Origin of the sequence: Aeromonas veronii (assembly GCA_041319085.1) — a bacterium.
Taxonomy (GTDB): domain Bacteria; phylum Pseudomonadota; class Gammaproteobacteria; order Enterobacterales; family Aeromonadaceae; genus Aeromonas; species Aeromonas veronii_F.
On record CP101033.1, the window covers coordinates 3,782,386 to 3,803,447 of the forward strand.

The window sequence follows — 21,062 nt, forward strand, 5'->3', positions numbered from 1 at the left end:
TATGACTGACCGCATCAAAGAGAACTACACCGAAAGCATCCAGACCAAGATAGCCGCCGCCGAGGCGCTGCCGGATGCCATCCATACTGCAGCTCAGATGATCACCATCTGCCTGCTCAATGGCCACAAGGTGCTGGCATGCGGTAACGGTCCTTCTGCCGCATTGGCGCAACTGTTCATCTCCGAGCTGGTCAACTGCTACGAGACCCAGCGCCCCTCCCTGCCCGGCATGGCCCTGACCCCGGATATGGCAACCATCAGCGCCATCGCCACCGACCACGGTTTTGAAGAGGTCTACGCCAAGCAGATCCGCGCACTGGGCCAGCCCGGCGACATTCTGGTGGTCATCACCACCTCCGGCCATAGCCGCAGCCTGATCAAGGCCGCCGAGGCCGCCCTCTCCCGCGATATGACCATTGTGGTGCTGAGCGGGGGTGACGGTGGTGAAATGGCAGGTCTGCTCGGGCCGAATGATGTGGAGATCCGGGTTCCCTCCGCCCGTCGGCCTCGCATTCTGGAAGTGAACCTGTTGACCCTGCACTGCCTGTGTGATCTCATCGACCAGACACTTTTCCCGCAACAGGAAGATTGAAACCATGAAAAAGCACACTATCCTGCTCGGTCTGCTGGTGAGCACCCTGCTGCTGCAAGGCTGCGCAGCCTTGGTCGTTGGCGGCGCCGCAGGGACTGCCAAGGCCTCTGGTGATCGCCGCACGCTGGGCGCGCAGTGGGATGACCAGGCCATCGAGCTGAAAGCAGCCAATCTGCTGGCCGACAACAAACCGCTCAGCGCAGCCAGCAAGATCAGCGTCTACAGCAACAACGGCCGCGTCCTGCTGGTCGGGCAGACACCTTCTGACGTTTACAAGGTTGAGGCGGGCAAAATTGTCAGTCGCATCGAAGGGGTCCGCCACGTCTACAACGAATTGCGCCTCGGCCAGCCAGCCAGCTTCACCACCCGCAGCAATGACTCCTGGATCACCTCCAAGGTGCGGGCAGACATGCTGGGCGCCAAGAACTTCGACAGCGCCAAGGTAAAGGTGGTCACCGAGAACGGCGAAGTATTCCTGATCGGTCTGGTGACGCGTCAAGAGGGGGAACAGGCAGTGCAGATCGCCCGTCACGTCAGCGGCGTGAAGCGCGTGATCAAAGCCTTCGAGTTCGCCCAGAACTAAGCAAACGCGGCATAAAAAACGCAGCCAATCGGCTGCGTTTTTTATTTGATCACCTTCAGGGTCGGACGACCACTTGGACGCGGCGGTTCCGGCTCCGGCTCCACCGGCGCTTCGGCCTGCTCCAGCCAGATATCGTAACCTGGCTCGGGCGGGAACATGGTGCCCACGCCGTTCTCCCGGGCATGGATAGCCAGCACGGCCGCCATCGGGATATAGACCTGCTGGGATACCCCGCCAAAGCGGGCACTGAAGCTGATTGCCTCGTTGTCCATGTGAAATTGCATCACGGCACGGGGCGCGATGTTCAGCACTATCTGCCCATCCTGGGCAAACTGCATCGGAACCATCACATGGGGAATGTTGACGTTGACCACCAGATGGGGGGTCAGGTCATTGTCCAGCAACCAGTCAAAGAACGCCCGTAACAAGTACGGGCGGCTCGGTGTCATTGTCGGTTCCATGCTCATACGCCAGCACGGATCTCGCGTTCGGCTTCGGTCAGGGAAGCCTGGAAGGACTCGCGCTCGAACAGACGAACCATGTAGGCCTTCAGCTCTTTGGCGCCACGACCGTTCAGGTCGATGCCAAGGCTCGGCAGACGCCACAGCAGCGGTGCCATGTAGCAATCCACCAGACCGAACTCTTCGCTCATGAAATAGGGCATTTCACCGAAGATCGGCGCGATGGCCAGCAGGTTGTCACGCAGTTCGTTGCGTGCCGCTTCAGCATCGGTACCAGCCATGATCTTGTCGGCCAGTGAGTACCAGTCCAGCTCGATGCGGTGCATCATCAGACGGCTGTTACCACGGGCAACCGGGTAAACAGGCATCAGGGGAGGATGCGGGAAGCGCTCGTCCAGATACTCCATGATGATGCGCGAGGTGTAGAGTGCCAGCTCACGATCAACCAGGGTCGGTACAGAGTTGTACGGGTTCAGCTCGGCCAGCTCATCCGGCAGATTGGCTGGGTCAACCTGGCAGATATCCACGCTAACACCCTTCTCCGCCAGGACAATACGCACCTGATGGCTGAACATATCGTTGGCACCGGAAAACAGCGTCATTACCGAACGCTTATTGGCAGCTACAGCCATTGAACCCTCCCGTCATTAAAAAGCAGAAACGGCAATGAAGCATCTTGGTCTTCATTGCCGTGCATTATATTACCCGGATCTGGTCGCTTAGTGAACGTCGCGCCAGAATTCCTTCTTCAACAGCACAGTGAAGATGAAGAAGATCACGATGAAGCCAAGCACCCAGAAGCCCATACGTTCACGCTCCTGTTGTACCGGTTCAGCCGAGTAGACCAAGAAGTTTACCAGATCCAGCACCGTCTGATCATACTCTTCGTTATTCATTTCACCATTGCCATCAGATTTGATGCTGACAACCTGATGGGTTTCCACGCCATCGACCATGTGAGTGGCAAACTCGGCACGGGGGGTACCCTGCAACGGCTCCAGTACATGGGGCATGCCCACGGACGGGAATACGGCGTTGTTCACCCCGAACGGACGGGTTTCATCCACGTAGAAGGAGCGCAGGTAGGTGTAGATCCAGTCTGCACCACGCACCCGGGCAACCAGTGTCAGATCGGGCGGCGGCGCACCAAACCACTTGGCAGCATCCTTCTCCGAGACCGAGTTTTCCATCAGGTCACCAATCTTGGCTCCATTGACGATCAGATTGTCAGCCATCAGATCGGCCGGGATCCCCAGATCCTCTGCCACCCGGTTGTAACGCTGGTACTGGGTGCTGTGGCAACCAAAGCAGTAGTTCATGAAGGTGGCGGCGCCACGCTGCAAAGAAGCCTTGTCGCTCAGGTCATAGTTGGCCTTATCCAGATGCACGGATCCGGTATTGGCAAACACCAGTGACGGCAGCAGGGTCAGCACTGCAAATATTATTCTTTTCATTTAAATGTCACCCTCTCCGGCAGCGGCTTGGTGCTTTCGTTCTTGCTATAGAAGAACAGCAGGACGAAGAACCCGAAATAACCCAAGGTACAAATTTGGGCGATCAGCGTCAGAGTCGGCGTCGACGGCAGCACCCCGAGGATACCCAGAATCACGAAGCACACCACAAACTGGGCAATGTTCAGCTTGTGCAGCTTGCTGCGATAGCGCACCGAGCGCACCTTGCAGCGATCCAGCCACGGCAGCAGGAACAGCACCACTATGGAGAGACCCATCATGATGACGCCAAGCAGCTTGTCCGGCACTGCCCGCAAAATGGCGTAGAACGGCGTGAAGTACCACACAGGCGCGATATGCGCCGGGGTTTTCAGCCCGTTGGCCACTTCAAAGTTCGGCTTCTCGAGGAAATAACCCCACATATCCGGCTTGAAGAAGATGATGGCGCAGAAGAAGAACAGGAAGCCTGCCACACCGATCATATCCTTGACGGTGAAGTAAGGGTGGAACGCTACCGCATCGAGCGGCCAGCCGTTTTCATCCTTGTGCTTCTTGATATCGATGCCATCCGGGTTGTTGGAGCCCACCTCATGCAACGCCAGAATGTGCATGGCAACCAGCATCACCAGCACCAGCGGCAACGCGATGACATGCAGCGCGAAGAAGCGGTTCAGGGTCGCACCGGAGATGACATAGTCACCACGGATCCACAGGGTCAGATCGTCACCGATGACCGGAATGGCGCCAAACAGCGAGATGATGACCTGGGCACCCCAGAATGACATCTGGCCCCAGGGCAGCAAGTAGCCCATGAAGGCTTCCGCCATCAGCACCAGGAAGATCAGCATACCGAAGATCCACAGCAGTTCCCGAGGCTTCTGATAAGAGCCATAGATCATGCCGCGGAACATGTGCAGATAGACCACCACAAAGAAGGCGGAGGCGCCAGTGGAGTGCATGTATCGCAGCAGCCAACCGTACTCCACATCGCGCATGATGTACTCCACGGAGGCAAACGCACCTTCCGCAGAGGGGTTGTAGTTCATGGTCAGCCAGATACCGGTGATGATCTGGTTGACCAGCACCAGCATGGCCAGCGAGCCGAAGAAGTACCAGAAGTTCAGGTTCTTCGGTGCCGGATACTTGGCCATATGGTCGTTGTACATGGCCGTGAGCGGGAATCGATAATCGATCCAGCCCATCAGTTTACTCAACATGGTCAGGCCTCCTTGCCATCGGCACCGACCTGGATGGTGGTGTCATTAATGAATTGATAGGGCGGAATGACCAGGTTCAGCGGTGCTGGCACCCCCTGGAACACACGGCCGGCCATGTCGAACTTGGAGCCGTGGCACGGGCAGAAGAAGCCGGACGTGACGCCCTGCACCTGCTCGCCAAAGCTGTCAGGCAGATAGGAAGGTGAACACCCAAGGTGGGTACAAATACCAACTGCGACAAAAATTTCGGGCTTGATCGATCTGTACCCGTTATGGGCATAGTCAGGCTGCTGCGGCTCTTCAGATGAGGGATCCCGCAGCTTGTCATCATGCGCGGCCAAGGCATCCAGCGTCTGTTTGGTGCGTTTCACCACCCAGACAGGCTTGCCTCGCCACTCGACACGGATGAGCTGACCCGGTTCCAACTTGCTGATATCGACTTCAACCGGCGCACCGGCTGCTTTGGCCTTGGCGCTCGGATTCCATGACTTTATAAACGGCACTGCGGTAAACGCAGCTCCTACCCCACCAACGGCAACCGTTGACCAGGTAAGAAATCTGCGGCGACCGGTATCAACTGGCGCATTGCTCATCCAAAAACTCTCCCATGTGGACTCCGCACATTCTTATAGTGTCCCTGTTCCCCATTTTTCCCGTGACAACAGCGGCGGAAGCTGGATTTACAATTGCCACAGAAAACAGGGGAAATTTTAAAGAAAAGATAACAACTTGACAAGAAAGAGCGGTGAGCAATGAAAACAATAAAGAAACAATTTTTTGTCTTTTGTGACGCGTGGTTAGCATTGATGTCGGTAATATTACCAATAAAAAAAGCCTGGCGGTTGCCAGGCTTTTTTGACACTCGAAAGAGTGAGTACCAAAAGCGAATTAACGCTTGGAGTACTGCGGACGCTTACGAGCTTTGTGCAGACCGACTTTCTTACGCTCAACCTTACGGGCATCACGAGTAACAAAGCCAGCTTTACGCAGTTCGGAACGCAGGGTTTCGTCGTACTGCATCAGAGCACGAGTGATACCGTGGCGGATCGCACCAGCTTGACCGGAGATGCCGCCACCGTTAACGGTGATGTACAGGTCCAGTTTCTCGGTCATCTCAACCAGTTCCAGCGGCTGACGAACTACCATGCGGGCAGTCGGACGGCCGAAGTACTGCTCCAGGGAGCGCTGGTTGATTACGATCTTGCCGCTACCCGCTTTGATAAATACGCGAGCAGTGGAGCTTTTGCGACGGCCGGTACCGTAGTATTGATTTTCTGCCATGTTGCCAGTTCCCGATTAGATATCCAGTACTTGAGGTTGCTGAGCAGCATGAGCATGCTCGGCGCCTGCGTAAACTTTCAGTTTACGGAACATGGCACGGCCCAGAGGACCTTTCGGCAGCATGCCTTTGACGGCAGCTTCGATTACCATTTCCGGTTTACGCTGAATCAGCTTGTCGAAGCTGATTGACTTGATACCACCCGGGAAACCGGAGTGAGCGTGGTACATTTTGTCGGTAAATTTCTTACCGGTTACGTGTACCTTCTCAGCGTTTACAACGATGATGTAATCACCGGTGTCAACGTGCGGAGTGTACTCAGCTTTGTGCTTACCACGCAGACGAGCAGCGATCTCGGTTGCGATACGACCCAGAGTTTTACCTTCTGCGTCCACAATGTACCAGTCACGTTTTACGGTTTCTGGCTTGGCAACGAAAGTTTTCATTAAGTTAAACCCAATTACCTGTTACAGACCCAATTGCTTATGGGGGCTCTCCCACAAACAACAAACGATGGCCTACCTGTACCCCTTCGAATACAAGTAAAGCTTAAAGTGTTGCTGTCTTATCGACAGCTGTAACGTGGGCCGGGCGATTATAAGTGAAGTTGCCTTAAATATCACCTGCTAATTTCACTGCCATGAAACCAGCAAATGTCGCCCGGCCCTACCTGCCGCAGATGCCCATCCGACTGGCAGGCGCGGTATTGTGACTAAGGAAGGTGCACTCTGGCAAGGTATTCGTGCGATTGCATTTCCTGAAGCCGTGAAAGACAGCGTTGGAATTCGAAATTCAGCAGCCCTTCGCCGTAGAGTTCTGCCATGGGAACCGCCGCCGACATGATGAGCTTGACGTGCCGTTCATAAAACTCATCGACCATGGCAATGAAGCGGCGAGCCGCGTCATCCGTGCCTGTGCCCATTGGCTGCACATTGGCCAGCAGAACGGTATGGAACAGCCTGGCCAGCTCGATATAGTCGTTCTGGGAGCGGGGAGTACAGCAAAGTTGCTCGAATTCCATATAGAGCACCCCTTCCCCCATCCCGAGCGACGTCAGCTGACGATGATTGACCTCGAACGTCCCCTCGCAAGCCGTGTGACCACCGGTTAATTGTTGAAAATAGTGGTCAAGATTGGCTTTTGCCTGCAAATCCAGCGGGCAGTGATAAATCTCGGCTTGTTCCAGCGTACGCAGGCGATAGTCGATACCGCCATCCACGTTAAGTACCTCGCAATGGCGCTCGATCAGCTCGATAGCTGGTAGAAAACGGGCTCGCTGCAACCCGTTGCGATAAAGATCCTGCGGCGGAAGATTTGAGGTAGCGACCAGCACGACGCCGTGGCCAAACAGCTCCTGAAACAGCGTGCCCAGCAGCATGGCGTCGGTGATGTCGGAGACAAAAAATTCGTCGAAACAGATGATGTCTGTCTCGCTGGCAAGCTTGCTGGCCACCAGTTTGAGGGGATCGGGTTGCCCGCTCAGCCCCTGCAGTTCATCGTGAATGCGGTGCATGAAGCGGTGGAAATGGCTGCGCATCTTGCGCGTCCCCGGCAGGCTGTCGAAAAAAGTATCCATCAGCCAGGTCTTGCCTCGGCCTACTCCGCCCCACATATAGATACCGAGGATCGGCTCCGGCAGCTTGGGCTTTTGCAGCCACCCCAGCAGCCCGCGGGATCTGGTCGGAGTCGGGCGCCGTAGCAAATCCTGATACAGTCGCTCCAGCCTGCTAATGGCCATCCCCTGCGCGGGGTCGGCCACAAAGCCGGGGCGCAGCAGATCCTGCTGGTATTTTTGCTGCGGTGTCATCCTTGAGCGCCTCTCCAAGTCCCTGAATCGAGGACAAAATGGTATCACGGCCTCAGGACGCACGGTATAGTGCCATCAAGGCATGGCGGTTATGACGACCGCATAAACCCACTCTGTTTTAGCTGTAACAAGGAGCATCTATGAGTCTGTTAACTGGGATCCTGCTGGCTGTCGCGGCCTTGATTATCGGTATCGTTCTCGGCCGTTTTTCGGTGCGTAGCCGCGATGCTGGCCGTCTGGAACAGGAACTGAAGAAGGCCCACAAGGAGCTCGAGAGTTATCAGGGCCAGATCAACACCCACTTCGCCGACAGTGCCGCGCTGATGGAACAACTGGCCGAGCAGTATCAGACCCTCTATCGCCACATGGCCGAACAGAGCAAATTCCTGGCCAAGGCGCAGGAACCACTGTTCCGCGAGTCATTGACAGAAGAAGCCCCTACCAATGTGGCAGAGGAGCCGGGTGTTCCGCCTCGCGACTATGCTGGCGCCTCTTCCGGGCTGCTCAAGCAGCCAAACTAGTTCCTCGCGGAACTAATTGGCCAGTCCCGTGGTCTGACCTTGACGATTGCAATGCAACTTTTTCTGGGAGCTGTTTTTCATATGCGTAAACCTCTTTCCATGCTCAGTGTGCTAGCCCTCAGTGTCGGTATCGCCATGTCTGCGGCCCCTGCTCAGGCTGCACTGCCTTCCCTGTTAGGCTCAAATCAGGAGATGCCCAGCCTGGCGCCTGTTCTCGAACAGGTCACCCCGGCGGTGGTCAATATCTCGGTTTCTGGCAAAAAAATTACCCGTCAGCGTCTGCCGGAGCAGTTCAAGTTCTTCTTCGGCCCCAACATGCCCGATGAACAGGTGAGCGAGCAGCCGTTCCAGGCGCTCGGCTCCGGTGTCATCGTCGATGCCAAGAAGGGTTACGTGATCACCAACGCCCACGTGGTTCACGAGGCGGACGAGATCAAGGTCAACCTGAAGGATGGTCGTGAATATGCGGCCAAGAAGATCGGTGAAGACAAGCAATCCGACATCGCCCTGCTGCAAATCAAGGCGGAAGATCTGGTGCAGATCAAGTTCGCCGACTCCGACGAGCTGCGGGTGGGTGACTACGCGCTGGCCATCGGCAACCCGTTTGGTCTGGGTCAGACCGTCACGTCTGGTATCGTCAGCGCGCTGGGTCGCAGCGGCCTCAACATCGAGAATCTGGAGAACTTCATCCAGACCGATGCGGCCATCAACTCCGGTAACTCCGGCGGCGCCCTGCTCAACCTGCGTGGTGAGCTGATCGGTATCAACACCGCGATTCTGGGCCCGAACGGCGGCAACATCGGCATCGGCTTTGCCATCCCCTCCAACATGGTGCGGGATCTGACCGAGCAGATCGTCAAGTACGGTGAAGTGCGCCGCGGCCAGCTGGGGATTACCGGCACCGAGCTCACCTCCGACATCGCCAAAACCTTCGGCTACAACAAGAAGGATGGTGCCTTCGTCAATCAGGTCATGCCTGATTCGGCGGCAGACAAGGCGGGCATCAAGGCCGGTGATATCATCGTCAGCATCGATGGCAAACCGGTTCGCTCCTTCGGTGAGCTGCGCGCCAAGATCGCCACCATGGGCGCTGGCAAGCAGGTCGAACTGGGGCTGATCCGCGATGGCAAGTCTCAAACTGCCAAGGTGACCCTGAAGCAGGCCGATGACAGCGAAGTGCGCGCCAGCGCGCTGCATCCGGCACTGGAAGGGGCCAAGCTGAGCACCACTACCGATCCGGTCTCCGGCGTCGCGGTGGCCGACATTGATCCTAGCTCTCCGGCCGCCGCTTCCGGCCTGCAGAAGGGTGACATCATCATCGGGGTCAACCGCCTGCGCATCAACACCCTGGGCGAGCTGACCAAGGCGCTCAAGAACAAGCCTGACGTGCTGGCGCTCAACATCCAGCGCGGTGACTCCTCGCTCTATCTGGTGATCCGCTAACACTCGGGTTGTTTGCCAACCCCTCTATCACCCGCGGCCTTCACCGCGGGTGATTTTTATCCACCGATAGTGTTATTCTCTGCGCGCAGCCTGTACGGATGAGAATGACATGAAAATTCCCCCTTTAGTCAGTTACTTGGGCAAGTCTGTCGGTTTTGGTTTGACCGTCGCGGCGCTGCTGTTGCTGCTGTTTCCCCATTTTCGCGGTGGTGCCCAACTGCCCGGCATCATCACCAATGCCCGTGAACTGAGTTTCTCCTATGCCGCCCATCGGGCAGGCCCTGCCGTCGTCAACATCTATACCCGCAGCTTTGCCCCCAACCAGGGCAATCAGGGGGAACTGCGCCCGCAGGGGCTGGGTTCCGGCGTCATCATGAACCAGCGCGGCTATGTACTGACCAACTACCATGTCATCGCCGATGCCGACCAGATCATCGTTGCGTTGCAGGATGGCCGGGTCTTCAGCGCCGAGCTGGTCGGCACCGATCAGCTCACCGACCTCGCCGTGCTCTATATCGAGTCAGACAACCTGCCGGTGATCCCGCAGGATCCGGAGCGACTGCCAGAAGTGGGGGATGTGGTGCTCGCCATCGGCAACCCCTACAACGTCGGCCAGACCATCACCCAGGGCATCATCAGCGCGACCGGCCGTACCGGCCTCTCCAGCATGGGGCCCGACAGCAATGGCCGTCAGGATCTGCTGCAAACCGATGCCGCCATCAACGAGGGCAACTCGGGGGGGGCGCTGGTCAACGGCCGTGGCGATCTGGTGGGGATCAACACCGCTACCTATCACCTCAACGGCAATCAGGAGAGCTACGGCATCAGCTTCGCCATCCCCTACCGGCTGGCAAAACGGATCATGGATGAGCTGATCGCCAACGGTCGGGTGATCCGTGGCTACCTCGGGATCTCCAGCGTCGAGATCAACCCCATAGTCGCGCGGATGATGAACCTCGGCGACCTGCGTGGGCTGGTGGTAGAGAGTCTGGATCCCAACGGCCCGGCGGCCAAAGGCGGCCTGCTGCGAGGGGATGTGCTGCTCAAGATCAACGGAGAAGCGATCAGTGGCGTGCGCAGCGCCATGGACAAGATTGTCGAGAGCCGCCCCGGTACCAAGCTGACCATCTCGATATTCCGCTCCGGCAAACCGTTGGAAGTGGTGGTCACCATAGAGGAAGACCTGCGCTATCAGCAGAAAATGGCTAGCGCGAGCGCCGCATCTACCAGCTAAAACGCCGCTCCGGCTGTGGAGCGGCGGCATGCTTGCCACGAGTGAAATGATATTGCTGAGGAGATAATCGCCCGAGACTCGGATTCATCGATACAGCAAGGAGGTCAACTATCTCCTGCTGCCATACTGCGAATCCTGAATGATTGCACAGCAGATCATTGCATTGCGGATGAGCACAAAAACGAGCAGTGACTACTCCTCGTTGAAGCCGGAGGTGAACAACTCCACCACAGCGGCCAGGGCCTCGACCTCTTCGGGGCCCTCAACCTGTACTTCCACCTGCCGCCCTTGCGCAGAATCCAGCATCAGCAGGCCGATGATGCTGTCAGCATCGGCCTCCACGCCCTCTTCATTGCGCAGCAGCACGTGGGCATCGAACCCCTGCACCAGCTCGAACAGCATCATGGCCGGTCTGGCATGAATGCCCAGCTTGTTTTTCACTTCAACCGAGGCGGAAACAGTCATCGGGTCGTCCTATTGGTCCGTCAGGATTGGGGGGCACTCTTGTCGAGTGTGCGGTGGCGGATCTGCACGTTCTTGCCAAGCAAGCGGAACGCGCTGGCCAACCGTTCTGCGATAAAGACCGAGCGGTGCTGACCGCCGGTGCAACCGATGCCGACCGTGAGGTAGCTGCGATTGTTGCGCTCCAGATGGGGCAACCAGGTCAGCAGCATGTTTTCGATCTGCTGGGTAAACAGCATCACGTCAGCCTGCGCCGAGAGGTAGTTGGCGACCGGCTCATCCTTGCCGGTAAACGGCTTGAGCTCGGGGATCCAGTGCGGGTTGGGCAGGAAGCGGGCATCGAACACGAAGTCAGCATCTTTGGGAATGCCGTACTTGAAGCCGAACGACTCGAACACCAGCACCAGTTCGTTCTCTTTCTTGCCAAGCACCCGGGTCTTGATGAGTTCGCTCAGGTCGTGAATGCTGAGGGTGGTGGTGTCGATGCGCAGGTCAGCGGTCGAGGAGATGGGCGCCAGCAGGTGGGTCTCCTCCCGAATCGCCTCATCCAGCGACAGTTTGTTGCGTGACAAAGGGTGCAAGCGGCGGCTCTCGCCATAACGCTTGAGCAGGGTTGCATTATCTGCATCGAAAAAGAAACTGGAAAACTCCACCCGCCCTTCATTCCTCACCTGAGCCAGCAGATTTTCCAGTTTCTCCGGATCGCTCGGCAGGTTGCGCACATCGATACTGACAGCCAGCTTGTCATACTGGCTCTCGACCGAGACAATTAGCTGGGGCAGCAGATTAACCGGCAGGTTGTCCACACAGTAGTAACCCAGATCTTCCAGCACTCGCAGGGCTACCGTTTTACCGGAGCCCGAACGTCCACTTACCACGATTAACTGCATCTTGTTCCCTCACGCCAAAACGGGTGTCGCATCCTTGGCCTGCGGTCAGGCCGAGGTCATGATCTGATAGAGCTCTTCATCGCTGGTTGCCTGACGCAGCTGGCGGCAGACCGCCTTGTCACCCAGCTTGGAAGCCATCAGAGAAAGGGTCTTGAGATGCTGCTTGCACTCGCTTTCAGGCACCAGCAAGGCAAACAGCAGGTCAACCGGTTGATTGTCGATGGCGTCGAAAGGAATAGGGTCGGCAAAGGTCATCAGGATCGCGGTTGGCGGGAACTCATCGTCAATGCGACCGTGGGGGATTGCAATACCGGCACCGATCCCGGTACTGCCCATTTTTTCGCGGGCCAGCAAGCATTCGAACAGCGCCTGGCGGGAGGTGCCAAGGCGTTCGGCGGCCAGCTCGCTGATGATTTCGAGGGCGCGTTTCTTGCTGGTACAAGGGACTGCACTCTTGGTGCAGTCCCGACTCAGTATGTGTTCAAGTTGCATAGTTATTTTTTATTTAACTTATCTTTGTGCTTGATGATCTGCCTGTCCAGCTTGTCGAGCAAGATGTCTATCGCAGCATACATATCGGCATGTTCAGAGTTGGCAAACACTTCGCCACCGCTGACGTGCAATTTGGCTTCCGCTATCTGGTTCAGTTTTTCCACGCTAAGCACCACATGAACATTGTTGATGTGGTCAAAGTGACGCTCGAGTTTGGCAAATTTGTTATTCACATAATCACGCAGAGCTTCGGTGATCTCGACATGGTGTCCGGTCAGGTTAATTTGCATAACATCATCCTTTTGTTTTGCCTAAACCAGGCGTTTGCGCTGATTGGAAGGTGGGATAAACAAGGATTCGCGATACTTAGCGATCGTGCGTCTCGCCACCATAATACCCTGTTCGGCCAGCAAATCCGCGATCTTGCTATCACTTAACGGCTTGGCAGGATTCTCTGCCGTCACCAGCTTCTTGATGAGCGCGCGAATTGCGGTCGATGAGCACTCTCCTCCTCCTTCGGTGTTCACATGGCTGGAGAAAAAAAACTTCAATTCGAAGATACCACGGGGGGTATGCATATACTTCTGGGTCGTCACCCGGGAGATGGTCGACTCATGCATCTCTACCGCTTCGGCGATGTCATTGAGCACCATCGGCTTCATCGCCTCTTCACCATACTCGAAAAAGCCCTGTTGCTGCTCAACAATGCAACTGGCCACTTTCAGCAGGGTGTCATTGCGACTCTCCAGGCTCTTGATGAACCATTTAGCGTCCTGCAAATGGGAGCGGATAAACTGGGTGTCGGTGCTGCTGCGGGCGTTGCGGGCCATGGCGGCATAGGTCTCGTTGACCCGGATGCGGGGAGCGGAGTCGGGATTGAGTTCAACGACCCATTTGCTGCCCTTTTTTATCACGGAGACGTCGGGGATCACGTACTGGGAGTCGCTCTGGATGATGCCGTTGCCGGGGCGCGGCTCCAGCAGCTGGATCAGGTCCAGCACCTCCTTGAGGTCGCTCTCCTTGAGTCGGGTCTTGCGGGCCAGGGTACGATAATCGCGGTTGCCGAGCAGCTCCATGTGCTCGAGGATCACCTCCTTGGCCTCATTGAGCCAGGGGGTCTGAGGATCATACTGCTCCAGCTGGATCAGCAGACACTCCTGCACCGAACGTGCGGCAATGCCGACCGGATCGAAATGCTGCACCCGCTTGAGCACCGCCTCGACCTCATCGAGTTCCACCTCTACGTCATCGCTGGTGACGGCAACCTGGATATCCTCCAGCGCAACGGTCAAATAACCGGATTCATCGATGGCATCGATGATGGCGAGCGCGATGGCGGCATCCACATCGCTGAACGGGGTGAGCCGCATCTGCCACAGCAGGTAATCCTGCAGGTTTTCGGTGGTCTCTCCCTGATAGACGCTATCTTCCCCATCATGGATGGGGCCAGCACTCTGGGCGGTACCGGCGGAGTAGACGTCGTCCCAGGTGGAATCCACCGGCAACTCGTCCGGCATCTGCTCCTGGGCCATGGCATCGCTGGAATCCAGCTGGCTGGCATCAACCGGCGCTTCCGGGCTGGTCTCTTGCGCCTCGCTCTCTTCCTGCTCCAGCAGGGGGTTGTTTTCGAGCGCTTGCTGAATTTCCTGCTGAAGTTCCAGAGTGGAGAGCTGGAGCAGACGAATCGCTTGCTGTAATTGCGGCGTCATGGTCAGGGACTGACCGAGACGCAACTGTAATGTCGGCTTCATCTACGTCGGGATATCCTTATGTTCAGCGAGGCACTCGTCAAAGGAAATGAAGGCATGCCCCCTTACTATAGACTGAATTGATCGCCCAAATAGACGCGCTTGACCTGTTCATCGGCGAGGATGTCAGCCGGTGCACCTTCGGCAATCATCTTGCCATGGCTGACGATATAGGCCTTCTCACATACGTCCAGAGTCTCTCTGACGTTGTGGTCGGTAATCAAGACGCCAAGGCCCCTATCTTTCAGATGCTGAATGATCTTCTTGATGTCTATCACAGAAATCGGATCAACCCCTGCAAAGGGTTCATCCAGCAAAATAAAACGCGGCTCGGCCGCCAGCGCACGGGCGATCTCGACCCGACGGCGCTCACCGCCGGAGAGGCTCTGACCCAGATTGTCGCGAATGTGGGTGATGTTGAACTCTTCCAGCAACTGCTGAACCTTGTCCTCACGCTCCTCGCGGCTCAACCCCTTGCGGGTCTGCATCACCCCCATCAGGTTGTCGAACACCGACAGGCGACGGAAGATGGAAGCCTCCTGCGGCAGGTAACCGATGCCGTTGCGAGCCCGCACATGCATGGGCTGCAGGCTGATGTCCTGATCGTCGATGGTGATGAGACCGGCATCGCGCTGCACCAGCCCGACGATCATGTAAAACGAGGTGGTCTTGCCCGCCCCGTTGGGGCCGAGCAGGCCGACAATCTGGCCGGTGCCTACTTCCAGGCTGACGTCACTCACCACCATGCGGCGCTTGTAGCTCTTTTGCAGGCCCACTGCTTTTAACACTGCCATGGCTTATTTTCCCTACTTCTTCTGGTCGGCGGGCTTGTCGAAATTCTCTACCTGATCCGGCAGGAACACGGTTTTGACCCGCTGGCTCGGGCTCTTGCTCTCGGCAATCATCTTCTGTTTGACGATGTCGTAGCGGATCAGATCGCCATTGACCTGGCTATCTTCCTGCTTGAGCTGACCGTTGCCAGTAATGGTCACCAGCCGGTTCTTCAGTTCGTAACGGATGGTGTTGCCGTGGGCATTGACCGGCTTGCCGTTATCCAGGATCTGGAAGAAGGTGGCGGGTTTGCCGTAGGCAGTCATCACCTCGGCCCCTTTCTCGCCGGAACGGGTCACCACCACCTTGTCAGCCTTGATCTTGATGGTGCCCTGATTGATGGTCACATCCTCTTCGAAGGTGATGCGGTTGTCCTGCATCTCGGCCACCTGCTTGACGGCATCGACGTAGACCTTCTCGGCAAAGTCGGACTCTTTGGCGGTCACTGCACCACACAACAATAGGGCTGCGAGGGCCAGATTAGCGTTTTTCATTGAAATAGATGGCATGGCCTTGATCCAGTAACTCAAAATATTTGCGGTCCAGATGGCCCTTGAGGCCAACCCCTTGGGTCTGGAAATCCCGACCCAGAATGTTCACTTCCCGGTTGCTGCGCACATCCTGTGTCACCAGATCCAGCTCCAGATAGGGGGTATCCAGTGTGGAGATGAAGGAGGTGGGCAGCAGACCATCCAGATGCACCTTATCCCGCAGGATGACGTTGTCGCCGGTGTTGAGCACGCCGGTTTCGGCGGTCACCTTCCACTCGGCGGTACCCTGATCGTCATACATGTAGACCACCGGCTTGTCGAAGGTGGCCTGCTCGAGGATCTGATAATACTCGGCGTAGGTCGACTCCAGCCGCTCGGTGCGCTTGCCGTTGATATCAAAACGGGTGGTCACCAGATCTTTGGCGACAAAATCCGGCTGATAGTTTTCGATTTTGACGGTGCTCTCCGGCACCAGCTCAACCTTGCCCAGCTGCCAGGCAACCAGCGCAACCAGAAACAGCAGGGCAAACAACAGGGTCTGTCTGCTCATACCGAGGCCTCGGGCTGATAATCGTCATGGCCCTGCGCCTGCAAAATGAGGTCACACACCTCGCGCACCGCGCCCATGCCACCGCCAAGCCGGGTCACCATATCGGCACGGCTCAGCACCAGCGGATGGGCATCAGCCACCGCGATACCCAGGCCACAGGCGGCCATCACCGGCAGATCGATGGTGTCATCGCCCATATAGGCGGCCTGTTCAGCAGTCAGCCCCAGCTTGGCCAGCAGCGCTTCGAAGTGAGGCAGCTTTTTATCAGCCCCCTGCACAACATGAGCCACCCCCAGGCTTTTCATCCGATCGCTGACGATACGGGAGTTGCGCCCGGTGATGATGGCGATCTCGATCCCGGCATTGAGCAACGCTCGCATGCCCGCACCATCGCGGGTACAGAAGGTTTTCAGCTCTTCGCCGTTGTTTCCCATGTAGATGAGGCCGTTGGAGAGCACCCCGTCCACATCGCACACCAGCAGGCGGATTTGCGCCGCCTTCTCAAACTGGCTGCGCGTCACCGGACCATAGAGGGTCGGTACGTTTTGCATCAAATGACTCCGGCTTTCAGCAGGTCGTGCATGTTGAAGGCGCCGAGTGGGCGTTTCTCTTCATCCACGACCAGTAATCCGTTGATTTTTCTCGTTTCCATCAGCTTGACGGCTTCCGCAGCCATCATCTCTGGACCTACGGTAACACAGTTGGCCGTCATCACACGGCTGATGGGGGTGTGATGGATATCGATCTGCTGGTCAAGAATGCGGCGCAAGTCGCCATCGGTAAACAGCCCGGCCAGCAGGCCATTGCCATCGACCACCGCCGTCATACCGAGCCCCTTGCGGCTCACTTCCAGCAGCGCCTGGCTGATGGTGGCATCTATCCCCACCCGGGGCAACAGCTCGCCACTGTGCATCAGGTCGCCGACCCGCAGCAACAGACGCTTGCCGAGCGACCCGCCCGGGTGAGAGAGGGCGAAGTCATCGGCGGTAAAACCGCGCGCTTCCAGCAGGGCGACCGCCAGGGCATCGCCCATCACCAGGGTTGCCGTGGTGCTGGAAGTGGGTGCCAGCCCCAGCGGGCAGGCCTCTTTTTCCACCTTGATGCACAGGTGCACGTTGGCCTCTTTGGCCATGGTAGAGGCCGGATTGCCGGTCATGCAGATGAGCGGAATACCACGGCGCTTGAGTACCGGCAGCAGGGCCAGGATTTCGTCGCTCTCGCCGGAGTTGGAGATAGCGATGATAAGGTCGCCGCTGGAGATCATCCCCAGATCGCCGTGACTCGCTTCTCCCGGGTGGAGGAAGAAGGCCGGCGTACCGGTGCTGGCGAGGGTGGCGGCGATCTTGCTACCAATATGACCCGACTTGCCCATGCCGGTGACCACTATCTTGCCACCGCAGCGCAGCACCATCTCGCACGCCTGGTCGAAGGCGTCGTTCAGATACTGATAGAGTCCATCAATGGCTTGCTTTTCTGTGTCCAGCACCGCGCGGGCACTGCGACGAAAATCGAACAGTTCAGACACTTTCTCAGGCTTTACAGACATAAAGGCACAGCTCCGGGCCGAAATTAGCTGCGGGATTATAAAAAAGTCTGCCCGGATAAGCGAATCGGATGGTAAGTCCCGCTCTCAATAACGCTCTTTGTTGCAGAAAACTGTCGTGCAAATGGGCTGGCGGCCTGTTCAATAGTTGTTCCTTGCTGTTGCTTAGACCTAGACTACCCCATAAAATTCGCACCTCATTTACACCGGATGGACAATTGTTTGAACAATGACCTGATCACCATCTCCGATCTGACCTTCAGTCACGGAGATCGGCTGTTGTATGACGGGATCAACCTGACCATTCCTCGTGGCAAGGTGACCGCCGTCATGGGCCCGAGCGGCATCGGTAAAACCACCCTGCTGCGGCTGATCGGTGGCCAGCTCAAACCGGAGTCCGGTCACATTCTGTTTGACGGGGAAGATATCCCCACCCTCTCCCGTTCGCGCCTCTATGAAGTGCGCAAGCGGATGAGCATGCTGTTCCAGAGCGGCGCCCTGTTTACCGGCATGACGGTCTACGACAACGTGGCCTTCCCGTTGCGGGAGCACTCCGGCCTGCCGGAGGAGTTGATCCACACCATCGTCATGATGAAGCTGCAGGCGGTGGGCTTGCGCGGCGCGGCGAAACTGATGCCCTCCGAGCTCTCCGGCGGCATGGCGCGTCGGGCGGCGCTGGCACGGGCCATCGCCCTAGACCCCGACCTCATCATGTATGACGAGCCGTTCGTCGGGCAGGATCCCATCACCATGGCGGTGCTGGTCAAGCTGATTAAAGAGCTGAACAATGCCCTCGGCATCACCTCTGTCATCGTCACCCACGATGTGAAAGAGGTGCTGAGCATCGCCGATTACGCCTACATCATCGCCAATCGCAAGGTGGTGGCGCACGGCACGCCGGATCAGCTGCGCGAGGAGCACAATCCCGAAGTCGAGCAGTTCCTCAAAGGATTGCCCGATGGTCCTGTTCCGTTTCATTTTCCGGCAGGCGATCTGCTACAGGATCTCTGATGTTGATAAGTCAAATAAGCAAGCTGGGGCGGGTCGGAGTGCGGTTTATCAGCTCCATCGGTCGCGCCTCCATCATGTTGTTTCATGCGTTGGCGGGCAAACCCGAGCCGCGCAAGCACTTCCCGCTGCTGATCCAGCAGCTCTATGTGGTGGGCGTGCAGTCGGTGGCCATCATTCTGGTCTCCGGCCTGTTCATCGGCATGGTGCTCTCGTTGCAGGGTTACAACGTATTGAAGGATTTCGGCGCCGAGCAGAGTCTGGGTCCGCTGGTCTCCCTCTCCCTGCTGCGGGAACTGGGGCCGGTGGTCACTGCGCTGTTGTTTGCCGGCCGTGCCGGTTCGGCCCTGACCGCTGAAATTGGCCTGATGAAGGCCACCGAGCAGCTTTCGAGCCTCGAGATGATGGCGGTCGACCCGCTGCGCCGGGTGGTGGCTCCCCGTTTCTGGGCTGGGGTCATCAGCATGCCGCTGCTGGCCTTTATGTTCAGCCTGATCGGCATCTTCGGCGGCAAGCTGGTCGGCGTGGATTGGCTCGGCGTGGACGAAGGGGGCTTCTGGTCTGCCATGCAGGCCTCAGTTGACTGGGGTGAAGACATCATGCAGGGCGCCATCAAGAGCCTGATTTTCGCCCTGGTGGTCACCTGGATTGCGCTCTTTAACGGCTATGATGCCAAGCCGACCTCGGCCGGGATCAGTCAGGCCACGACCCGTACCGTGGTCCACTCATCCCTCGCCGTGCTCGGCCTGGATTTTATACTCACAGCAGTCATGTTTGGATAAGGTAAAGATGAAGTTCAGCAAAGTAGAATTCCTGGTCGGCATCTTCATGCTGGCTGGCATCGGTGCCATTCTGGCGCTGGCCCTGCAAGTGGCCGGTTTGAGCTTCAAACCGGAAGGAGAAACCTATACCCTGCGCGCGCATTTCGATAATATCGGCGGCCTGAAAGTCCGTTCACCGGTCAAGGTCGGCGGCGTGGTGGTGGGTCGGGTCAGCGACATCGTACTGGCCCCGAAAACCCAGGTGCCCGAAGTCACCCTGATGATGCAAAAGAGCGCTGGCGAGTTTGCCGATACCAGCACCCTCTCCATCCTCACCTCCGGTCTGCTCGGCGAGCAGTACATCGGCCTGACCCCCGGCTTCAGCGATGAGGAGATGGGTACCGCCATGCTCAAGGACGGTGACCTGATTGAAGACACCAAATCCGCCATCGTGCTGGAAGATCTGATTGGCAAGTTCCTCTACAGCCAATCCTCCGACAGCAAATCAGACAGCAAGAAGGAGTAACCATGTTCAAGAAAATCGCCCTGCTGCTGGGTCTGATGACCAGCATGCTGTTTTCCCTGACCGCGCAAGCCACCGATGCCACCGATCCCTATGCGCTGGTGGATCAGGCGGCCAAGCAGACCTTCGCCCGCCTGAAGGCCGATCAGGCCCAGGTGAAGAGCAATCCGGATCACCTGCGTGTGATCATCCGCGAAGAGCTGCTACCCTATGTGGACAACCGCTTCGCCGCCTACAAGGTGCTCGGCAACCAGATTAAAGAGACCACCGAAGCGCAGCGCAATGCCTTCGTCGAGGTGTTCACCGAGTACATGGTGAGCTCCTACGCCGATGCGCTGGCCCATTTTGACAAGCAGACCGTCAAGGTTGAGCCAGGCAAAGCCCCGAACGGCAACATCACCGCCGTCAACGTCAGCGTGAAAGAGGCCGGTAAGCCGGACATCTTCCTCGAGTTCAAGCTGCGCAAGAACAGCAAGAGCGGCGAGTGGAAAGCCTTCGACATGGTAGCCGAGGGGATCAGCCTGCTCTCCGCCAAACAGAGCGAGCTGGGTGGCCTCATTCGCCAGAACGGCATCGATGCGGTGATCACCCAGTTGCGCGAACACAACGCCAAGCCGCTGGTACTCAAGAAATGATCCTGAGCGGCGATCTGCAGGCGCCACAGGTCAATGACCTGTGGCAACGCCGCGCCGAATGGTGGCAGGACGACCAGCTCGATCTCGGTGGCGTCACCACCCTCGACTCGGCCGGACTGGCCCTGCTGGTCAAATGGGCCAAAGCCGTATTAGCGCGAGGCGCCACACCGCAACTGGTGGGCGCCTCCAGTGATTTCTATACCCTGGCCAACCTCTACGGGGTGGCCGGGCTGTTGCAGTCAACCCCGCTCACAACTGAGGACACATAATGCAAGTCTCTGAAATTGAATCGATACTCCTTGAGGCGCTGCCATTGTCCGAAGTCCATGTCAAAGGGGACGGTAGTCACTACCAAGTGATCGCCGTCGGTGACATGTTTGATGGCATGAGCCGGGTCAAGAAGCAGCAGGCCATCTATGCCCCGCTGATGGACAAGATCGCCAGCAACGCCATTCACGCCCTCTCCATCAAGGCGTTCACCGACGCCGAGTGGAAACGCGAACGTAAATTCCTATTGCCCTCCTGATTTGGTAACAAAGT

General features: G+C 57.4%; 29 protein-coding genes. 11 read left to right on the forward strand and 18 right to left on the reverse strand.

All coding sequences use genetic code 11. The features are described from left to right. Position 1: 1 nt before the first annotated feature. The gene (locus NMD14_17975) at positions 2-592 is read left to right on the forward strand and encodes an SIS domain-containing protein (GenBank protein XEI32579.1); all 591 of its coding nucleotides are present in this window, start codon (positions 2-4) and stop codon (positions 590-592) included. A 4-nt stretch (positions 593-596) separates the two neighbouring features. Further along, entirely contained in the window at positions 597-1,175 is a 579-nt protein-coding gene (gene dolP / locus NMD14_17980; protein ID XEI32580.1) for a division/outer membrane stress-associated lipid-binding lipoprotein, read from the forward strand. Positions 1,176-1,216: 41 nt separating this feature from the next. Here dolP and NMD14_17985 read toward each other — a convergent pair whose 3' ends face one another. The 8 genes from NMD14_17985 to zapE form a co-directional block, all read right to left on the reverse strand. Next, the gene (locus NMD14_17985; GenBank protein ID XEI32581.1) at positions 1,217-1,642 is read right to left on the reverse strand and encodes a ClpXP protease specificity-enhancing factor; all 426 of its coding nucleotides are present in this window, start codon (positions 1,640-1,642) and stop codon (positions 1,217-1,219) included. Continuing rightward, complete coding sequence (sspA, locus tag NMD14_17990) at positions 1,639-2,268, reverse strand: stringent starvation protein A (GenBank protein ID XEI32582.1); 630 nt, start codon at positions 2,266-2,268, stop codon at positions 1,639-1,641. Before sspA ends, NMD14_17985 begins: the two co-directional genes overlap by 4 nt. Before the next feature lie 87 nt (positions 2,269-2,355). Continuing rightward, on the reverse strand, positions 2,356-3,090 hold the full coding sequence (locus NMD14_17995) for a cytochrome c1 (protein ID XEI32583.1): 735 nt from the start codon (positions 3,088-3,090) through the stop codon (positions 2,356-2,358). Beyond that, the gene (locus tag NMD14_18000; GenBank protein ID XEI32584.1) at positions 3,087-4,304 is read right to left on the reverse strand and encodes a cytochrome bc complex cytochrome b subunit; all 1,218 of its coding nucleotides are present in this window, start codon (positions 4,302-4,304) and stop codon (positions 3,087-3,089) included. Before NMD14_18000 ends, NMD14_17995 begins: the two co-directional genes overlap by 4 nt. Positions 4,305-4,306: 2 nt before the next feature. After that, complete coding sequence (gene petA / locus NMD14_18005; protein XEI32585.1) at positions 4,307-4,897, reverse strand: ubiquinol-cytochrome c reductase iron-sulfur subunit; 591 nt, start codon at positions 4,895-4,897, stop codon at positions 4,307-4,309. Positions 4,898-5,192: 295 nt separating this feature from the next. Then, complete coding sequence (gene rpsI, locus NMD14_18010; GenBank protein ID XEI32586.1) at positions 5,193-5,585, reverse strand: 30S ribosomal protein S9; 393 nt, start codon at positions 5,583-5,585, stop codon at positions 5,193-5,195. 15 nt (positions 5,586-5,600) lie between these two features. Next, positions 5,601-6,029, reverse strand: coding sequence for a 50S ribosomal protein L13 (gene rplM / locus NMD14_18015; protein ID XEI32587.1), 429 nt, complete (start codon positions 6,027-6,029; stop codon positions 5,601-5,603). 266 nt (positions 6,030-6,295) lie between these two features. Then, the gene (gene zapE, locus NMD14_18020) at positions 6,296-7,390 is read right to left on the reverse strand and encodes a cell division protein ZapE (protein ID XEI32588.1); all 1,095 of its coding nucleotides are present in this window, start codon (positions 7,388-7,390) and stop codon (positions 6,296-6,298) included. A 140-nt stretch (positions 7,391-7,530) separates the two neighbouring features. On the opposite strand from zapE, the gene NMD14_18025 reads away from it, so the two are divergent. The 3 genes from NMD14_18025 (at position 7,531) to degS (ending at position 10,588) form a co-directional block, all read left to right on the forward strand. Beyond that, entirely contained in the window at positions 7,531-7,911 is a 381-nt protein-coding gene (locus NMD14_18025; protein XEI32589.1) for a YhcB family protein, read from the forward strand. A gap of 81 nt (positions 7,912-7,992) precedes the next feature. Next, on the forward strand, positions 7,993-9,354 hold the full coding sequence (locus NMD14_18030) for a Do family serine endopeptidase (GenBank protein ID XEI32590.1): 1,362 nt from the start codon (positions 7,993-7,995) through the stop codon (positions 9,352-9,354). Positions 9,355-9,463: 109 nt separating this feature from the next. Continuing rightward, entirely contained in the window at positions 9,464-10,588 is a 1,125-nt protein-coding gene (degS, locus tag NMD14_18035) for an outer membrane-stress sensor serine endopeptidase DegS (protein XEI32591.1), read from the forward strand. 192 nt (positions 10,589-10,780) lie between these two features. On the opposite strand, the gene npr is transcribed toward degS, so the two are convergent. From npr to NMD14_18085, 10 genes are all read right to left on the reverse strand, one after another. Next, positions 10,781-11,053, reverse strand: coding sequence for a PTS phosphocarrier protein NPr (gene npr / locus NMD14_18040; GenBank protein XEI32592.1), 273 nt, complete (start codon positions 11,051-11,053; stop codon positions 10,781-10,783). A 20-nt stretch (positions 11,054-11,073) separates the two neighbouring features. Beyond that, complete coding sequence (gene rapZ / locus NMD14_18045; protein ID XEI32593.1) at positions 11,074-11,940, reverse strand: RNase adapter RapZ; 867 nt, start codon at positions 11,938-11,940, stop codon at positions 11,074-11,076. A 45-nt stretch (positions 11,941-11,985) separates the two neighbouring features. Further along, positions 11,986-12,432, reverse strand: a complete 447-nt coding sequence (gene ptsN, locus NMD14_18050) for a PTS IIA-like nitrogen regulatory protein PtsN (GenBank protein XEI32594.1) — start codon at positions 12,430-12,432, stop codon at positions 11,986-11,988. Between the two features lie 2 nt (positions 12,433-12,434). Next, the gene (hpf, locus tag NMD14_18055; protein ID XEI32595.1) at positions 12,435-12,722 is read right to left on the reverse strand and encodes a ribosome hibernation promoting factor; all 288 of its coding nucleotides are present in this window, start codon (positions 12,720-12,722) and stop codon (positions 12,435-12,437) included. 21 nt (positions 12,723-12,743) lie between these two features. Beyond that, entirely contained in the window at positions 12,744-14,183 is a 1,440-nt protein-coding gene (locus NMD14_18060; GenBank protein ID XEI32596.1) for an RNA polymerase factor sigma-54, read from the reverse strand. Positions 14,184-14,248: 65 nt separating this feature from the next. Beyond that, positions 14,249-14,974: an LPS export ABC transporter ATP-binding protein gene (gene lptB, locus NMD14_18065; GenBank protein XEI32597.1), complete on the reverse strand. Its 726-nt coding sequence runs from the start codon at positions 14,972-14,974 to the stop codon at positions 14,249-14,251. 12 nt (positions 14,975-14,986) lie between these two features. After that, positions 14,987-15,505, reverse strand: a complete 519-nt coding sequence (lptA, locus tag NMD14_18070; protein XEI34792.1) for a lipopolysaccharide transport periplasmic protein LptA — start codon at positions 15,503-15,505, stop codon at positions 14,987-14,989. Beyond that, positions 15,492-16,052 carry an LPS export ABC transporter periplasmic protein LptC gene (lptC, locus tag NMD14_18075; protein XEI32598.1) on the reverse strand — a complete coding sequence of 187 codons (561 nt, stop codon included), beginning with the start codon at positions 16,050-16,052 and terminating at the stop codon, positions 15,492-15,494. The genes lptA and lptC overlap by 14 nt, the downstream gene beginning before the upstream one ends. After that, positions 16,049-16,603 (reverse strand): 3-deoxy-manno-octulosonate-8-phosphatase KdsC, encoded by a 555-nt coding sequence (gene kdsC, locus NMD14_18080; GenBank protein ID XEI32599.1) that lies wholly within the window; start codon positions 16,601-16,603, stop codon positions 16,049-16,051. The genes lptC and kdsC overlap by 4 nt, the downstream gene beginning before the upstream one ends. Beyond that, on the reverse strand, positions 16,603-17,598 hold the full coding sequence (locus tag NMD14_18085; protein ID XEI32600.1) for a KpsF/GutQ family sugar-phosphate isomerase: 996 nt from the start codon (positions 17,596-17,598) through the stop codon (positions 16,603-16,605). The genes kdsC and NMD14_18085 overlap by 1 nt, the downstream gene beginning before the upstream one ends. Before the next feature lie 207 nt (positions 17,599-17,805). On the opposite strand from NMD14_18085, the gene mlaF reads away from it, so the two are divergent. From mlaF to ibaG, 6 genes are read left to right on the forward strand one after another with little or no spacing between them, the layout of a single operon-like run. Continuing rightward, positions 17,806-18,606: a phospholipid ABC transporter ATP-binding protein MlaF gene (gene mlaF, locus NMD14_18090; GenBank protein XEI32601.1), complete on the forward strand. Its 801-nt coding sequence runs from the start codon at positions 17,806-17,808 to the stop codon at positions 18,604-18,606. Next, positions 18,606-19,385, forward strand: coding sequence for a lipid asymmetry maintenance ABC transporter permease subunit MlaE (gene mlaE, locus NMD14_18095; GenBank protein XEI32602.1), 780 nt, complete (start codon positions 18,606-18,608; stop codon positions 19,383-19,385). The genes mlaF and mlaE overlap by 1 nt, the downstream gene beginning before the upstream one ends. Positions 19,386-19,392: 7 nt before the next feature. After that, the gene (mlaD, locus tag NMD14_18100) at positions 19,393-19,890 is read left to right on the forward strand and encodes an outer membrane lipid asymmetry maintenance protein MlaD (GenBank protein ID XEI32603.1); all 498 of its coding nucleotides are present in this window, start codon (positions 19,393-19,395) and stop codon (positions 19,888-19,890) included. Between the two features lie 2 nt (positions 19,891-19,892). Next, on the forward strand, positions 19,893-20,522 hold the full coding sequence (gene mlaC / locus NMD14_18105; protein XEI32604.1) for a phospholipid-binding protein MlaC: 630 nt from the start codon (positions 19,893-19,895) through the stop codon (positions 20,520-20,522). Further along, positions 20,519-20,791 carry an STAS domain-containing protein gene (locus tag NMD14_18110; protein ID XEI32605.1) on the forward strand — a complete coding sequence of 91 codons (273 nt, stop codon included), beginning with the start codon at positions 20,519-20,521 and terminating at the stop codon, positions 20,789-20,791. Before mlaC ends, NMD14_18110 begins: the two co-directional genes overlap by 4 nt. Then, positions 20,791-21,048: a BolA family iron metabolism protein IbaG gene (ibaG, locus tag NMD14_18115; GenBank protein XEI32606.1), complete on the forward strand. Its 258-nt coding sequence runs from the start codon at positions 20,791-20,793 to the stop codon at positions 21,046-21,048. The genes NMD14_18110 and ibaG overlap by 1 nt, the downstream gene beginning before the upstream one ends. Positions 21,049-21,062 lie beyond the last annotated feature (14 nt).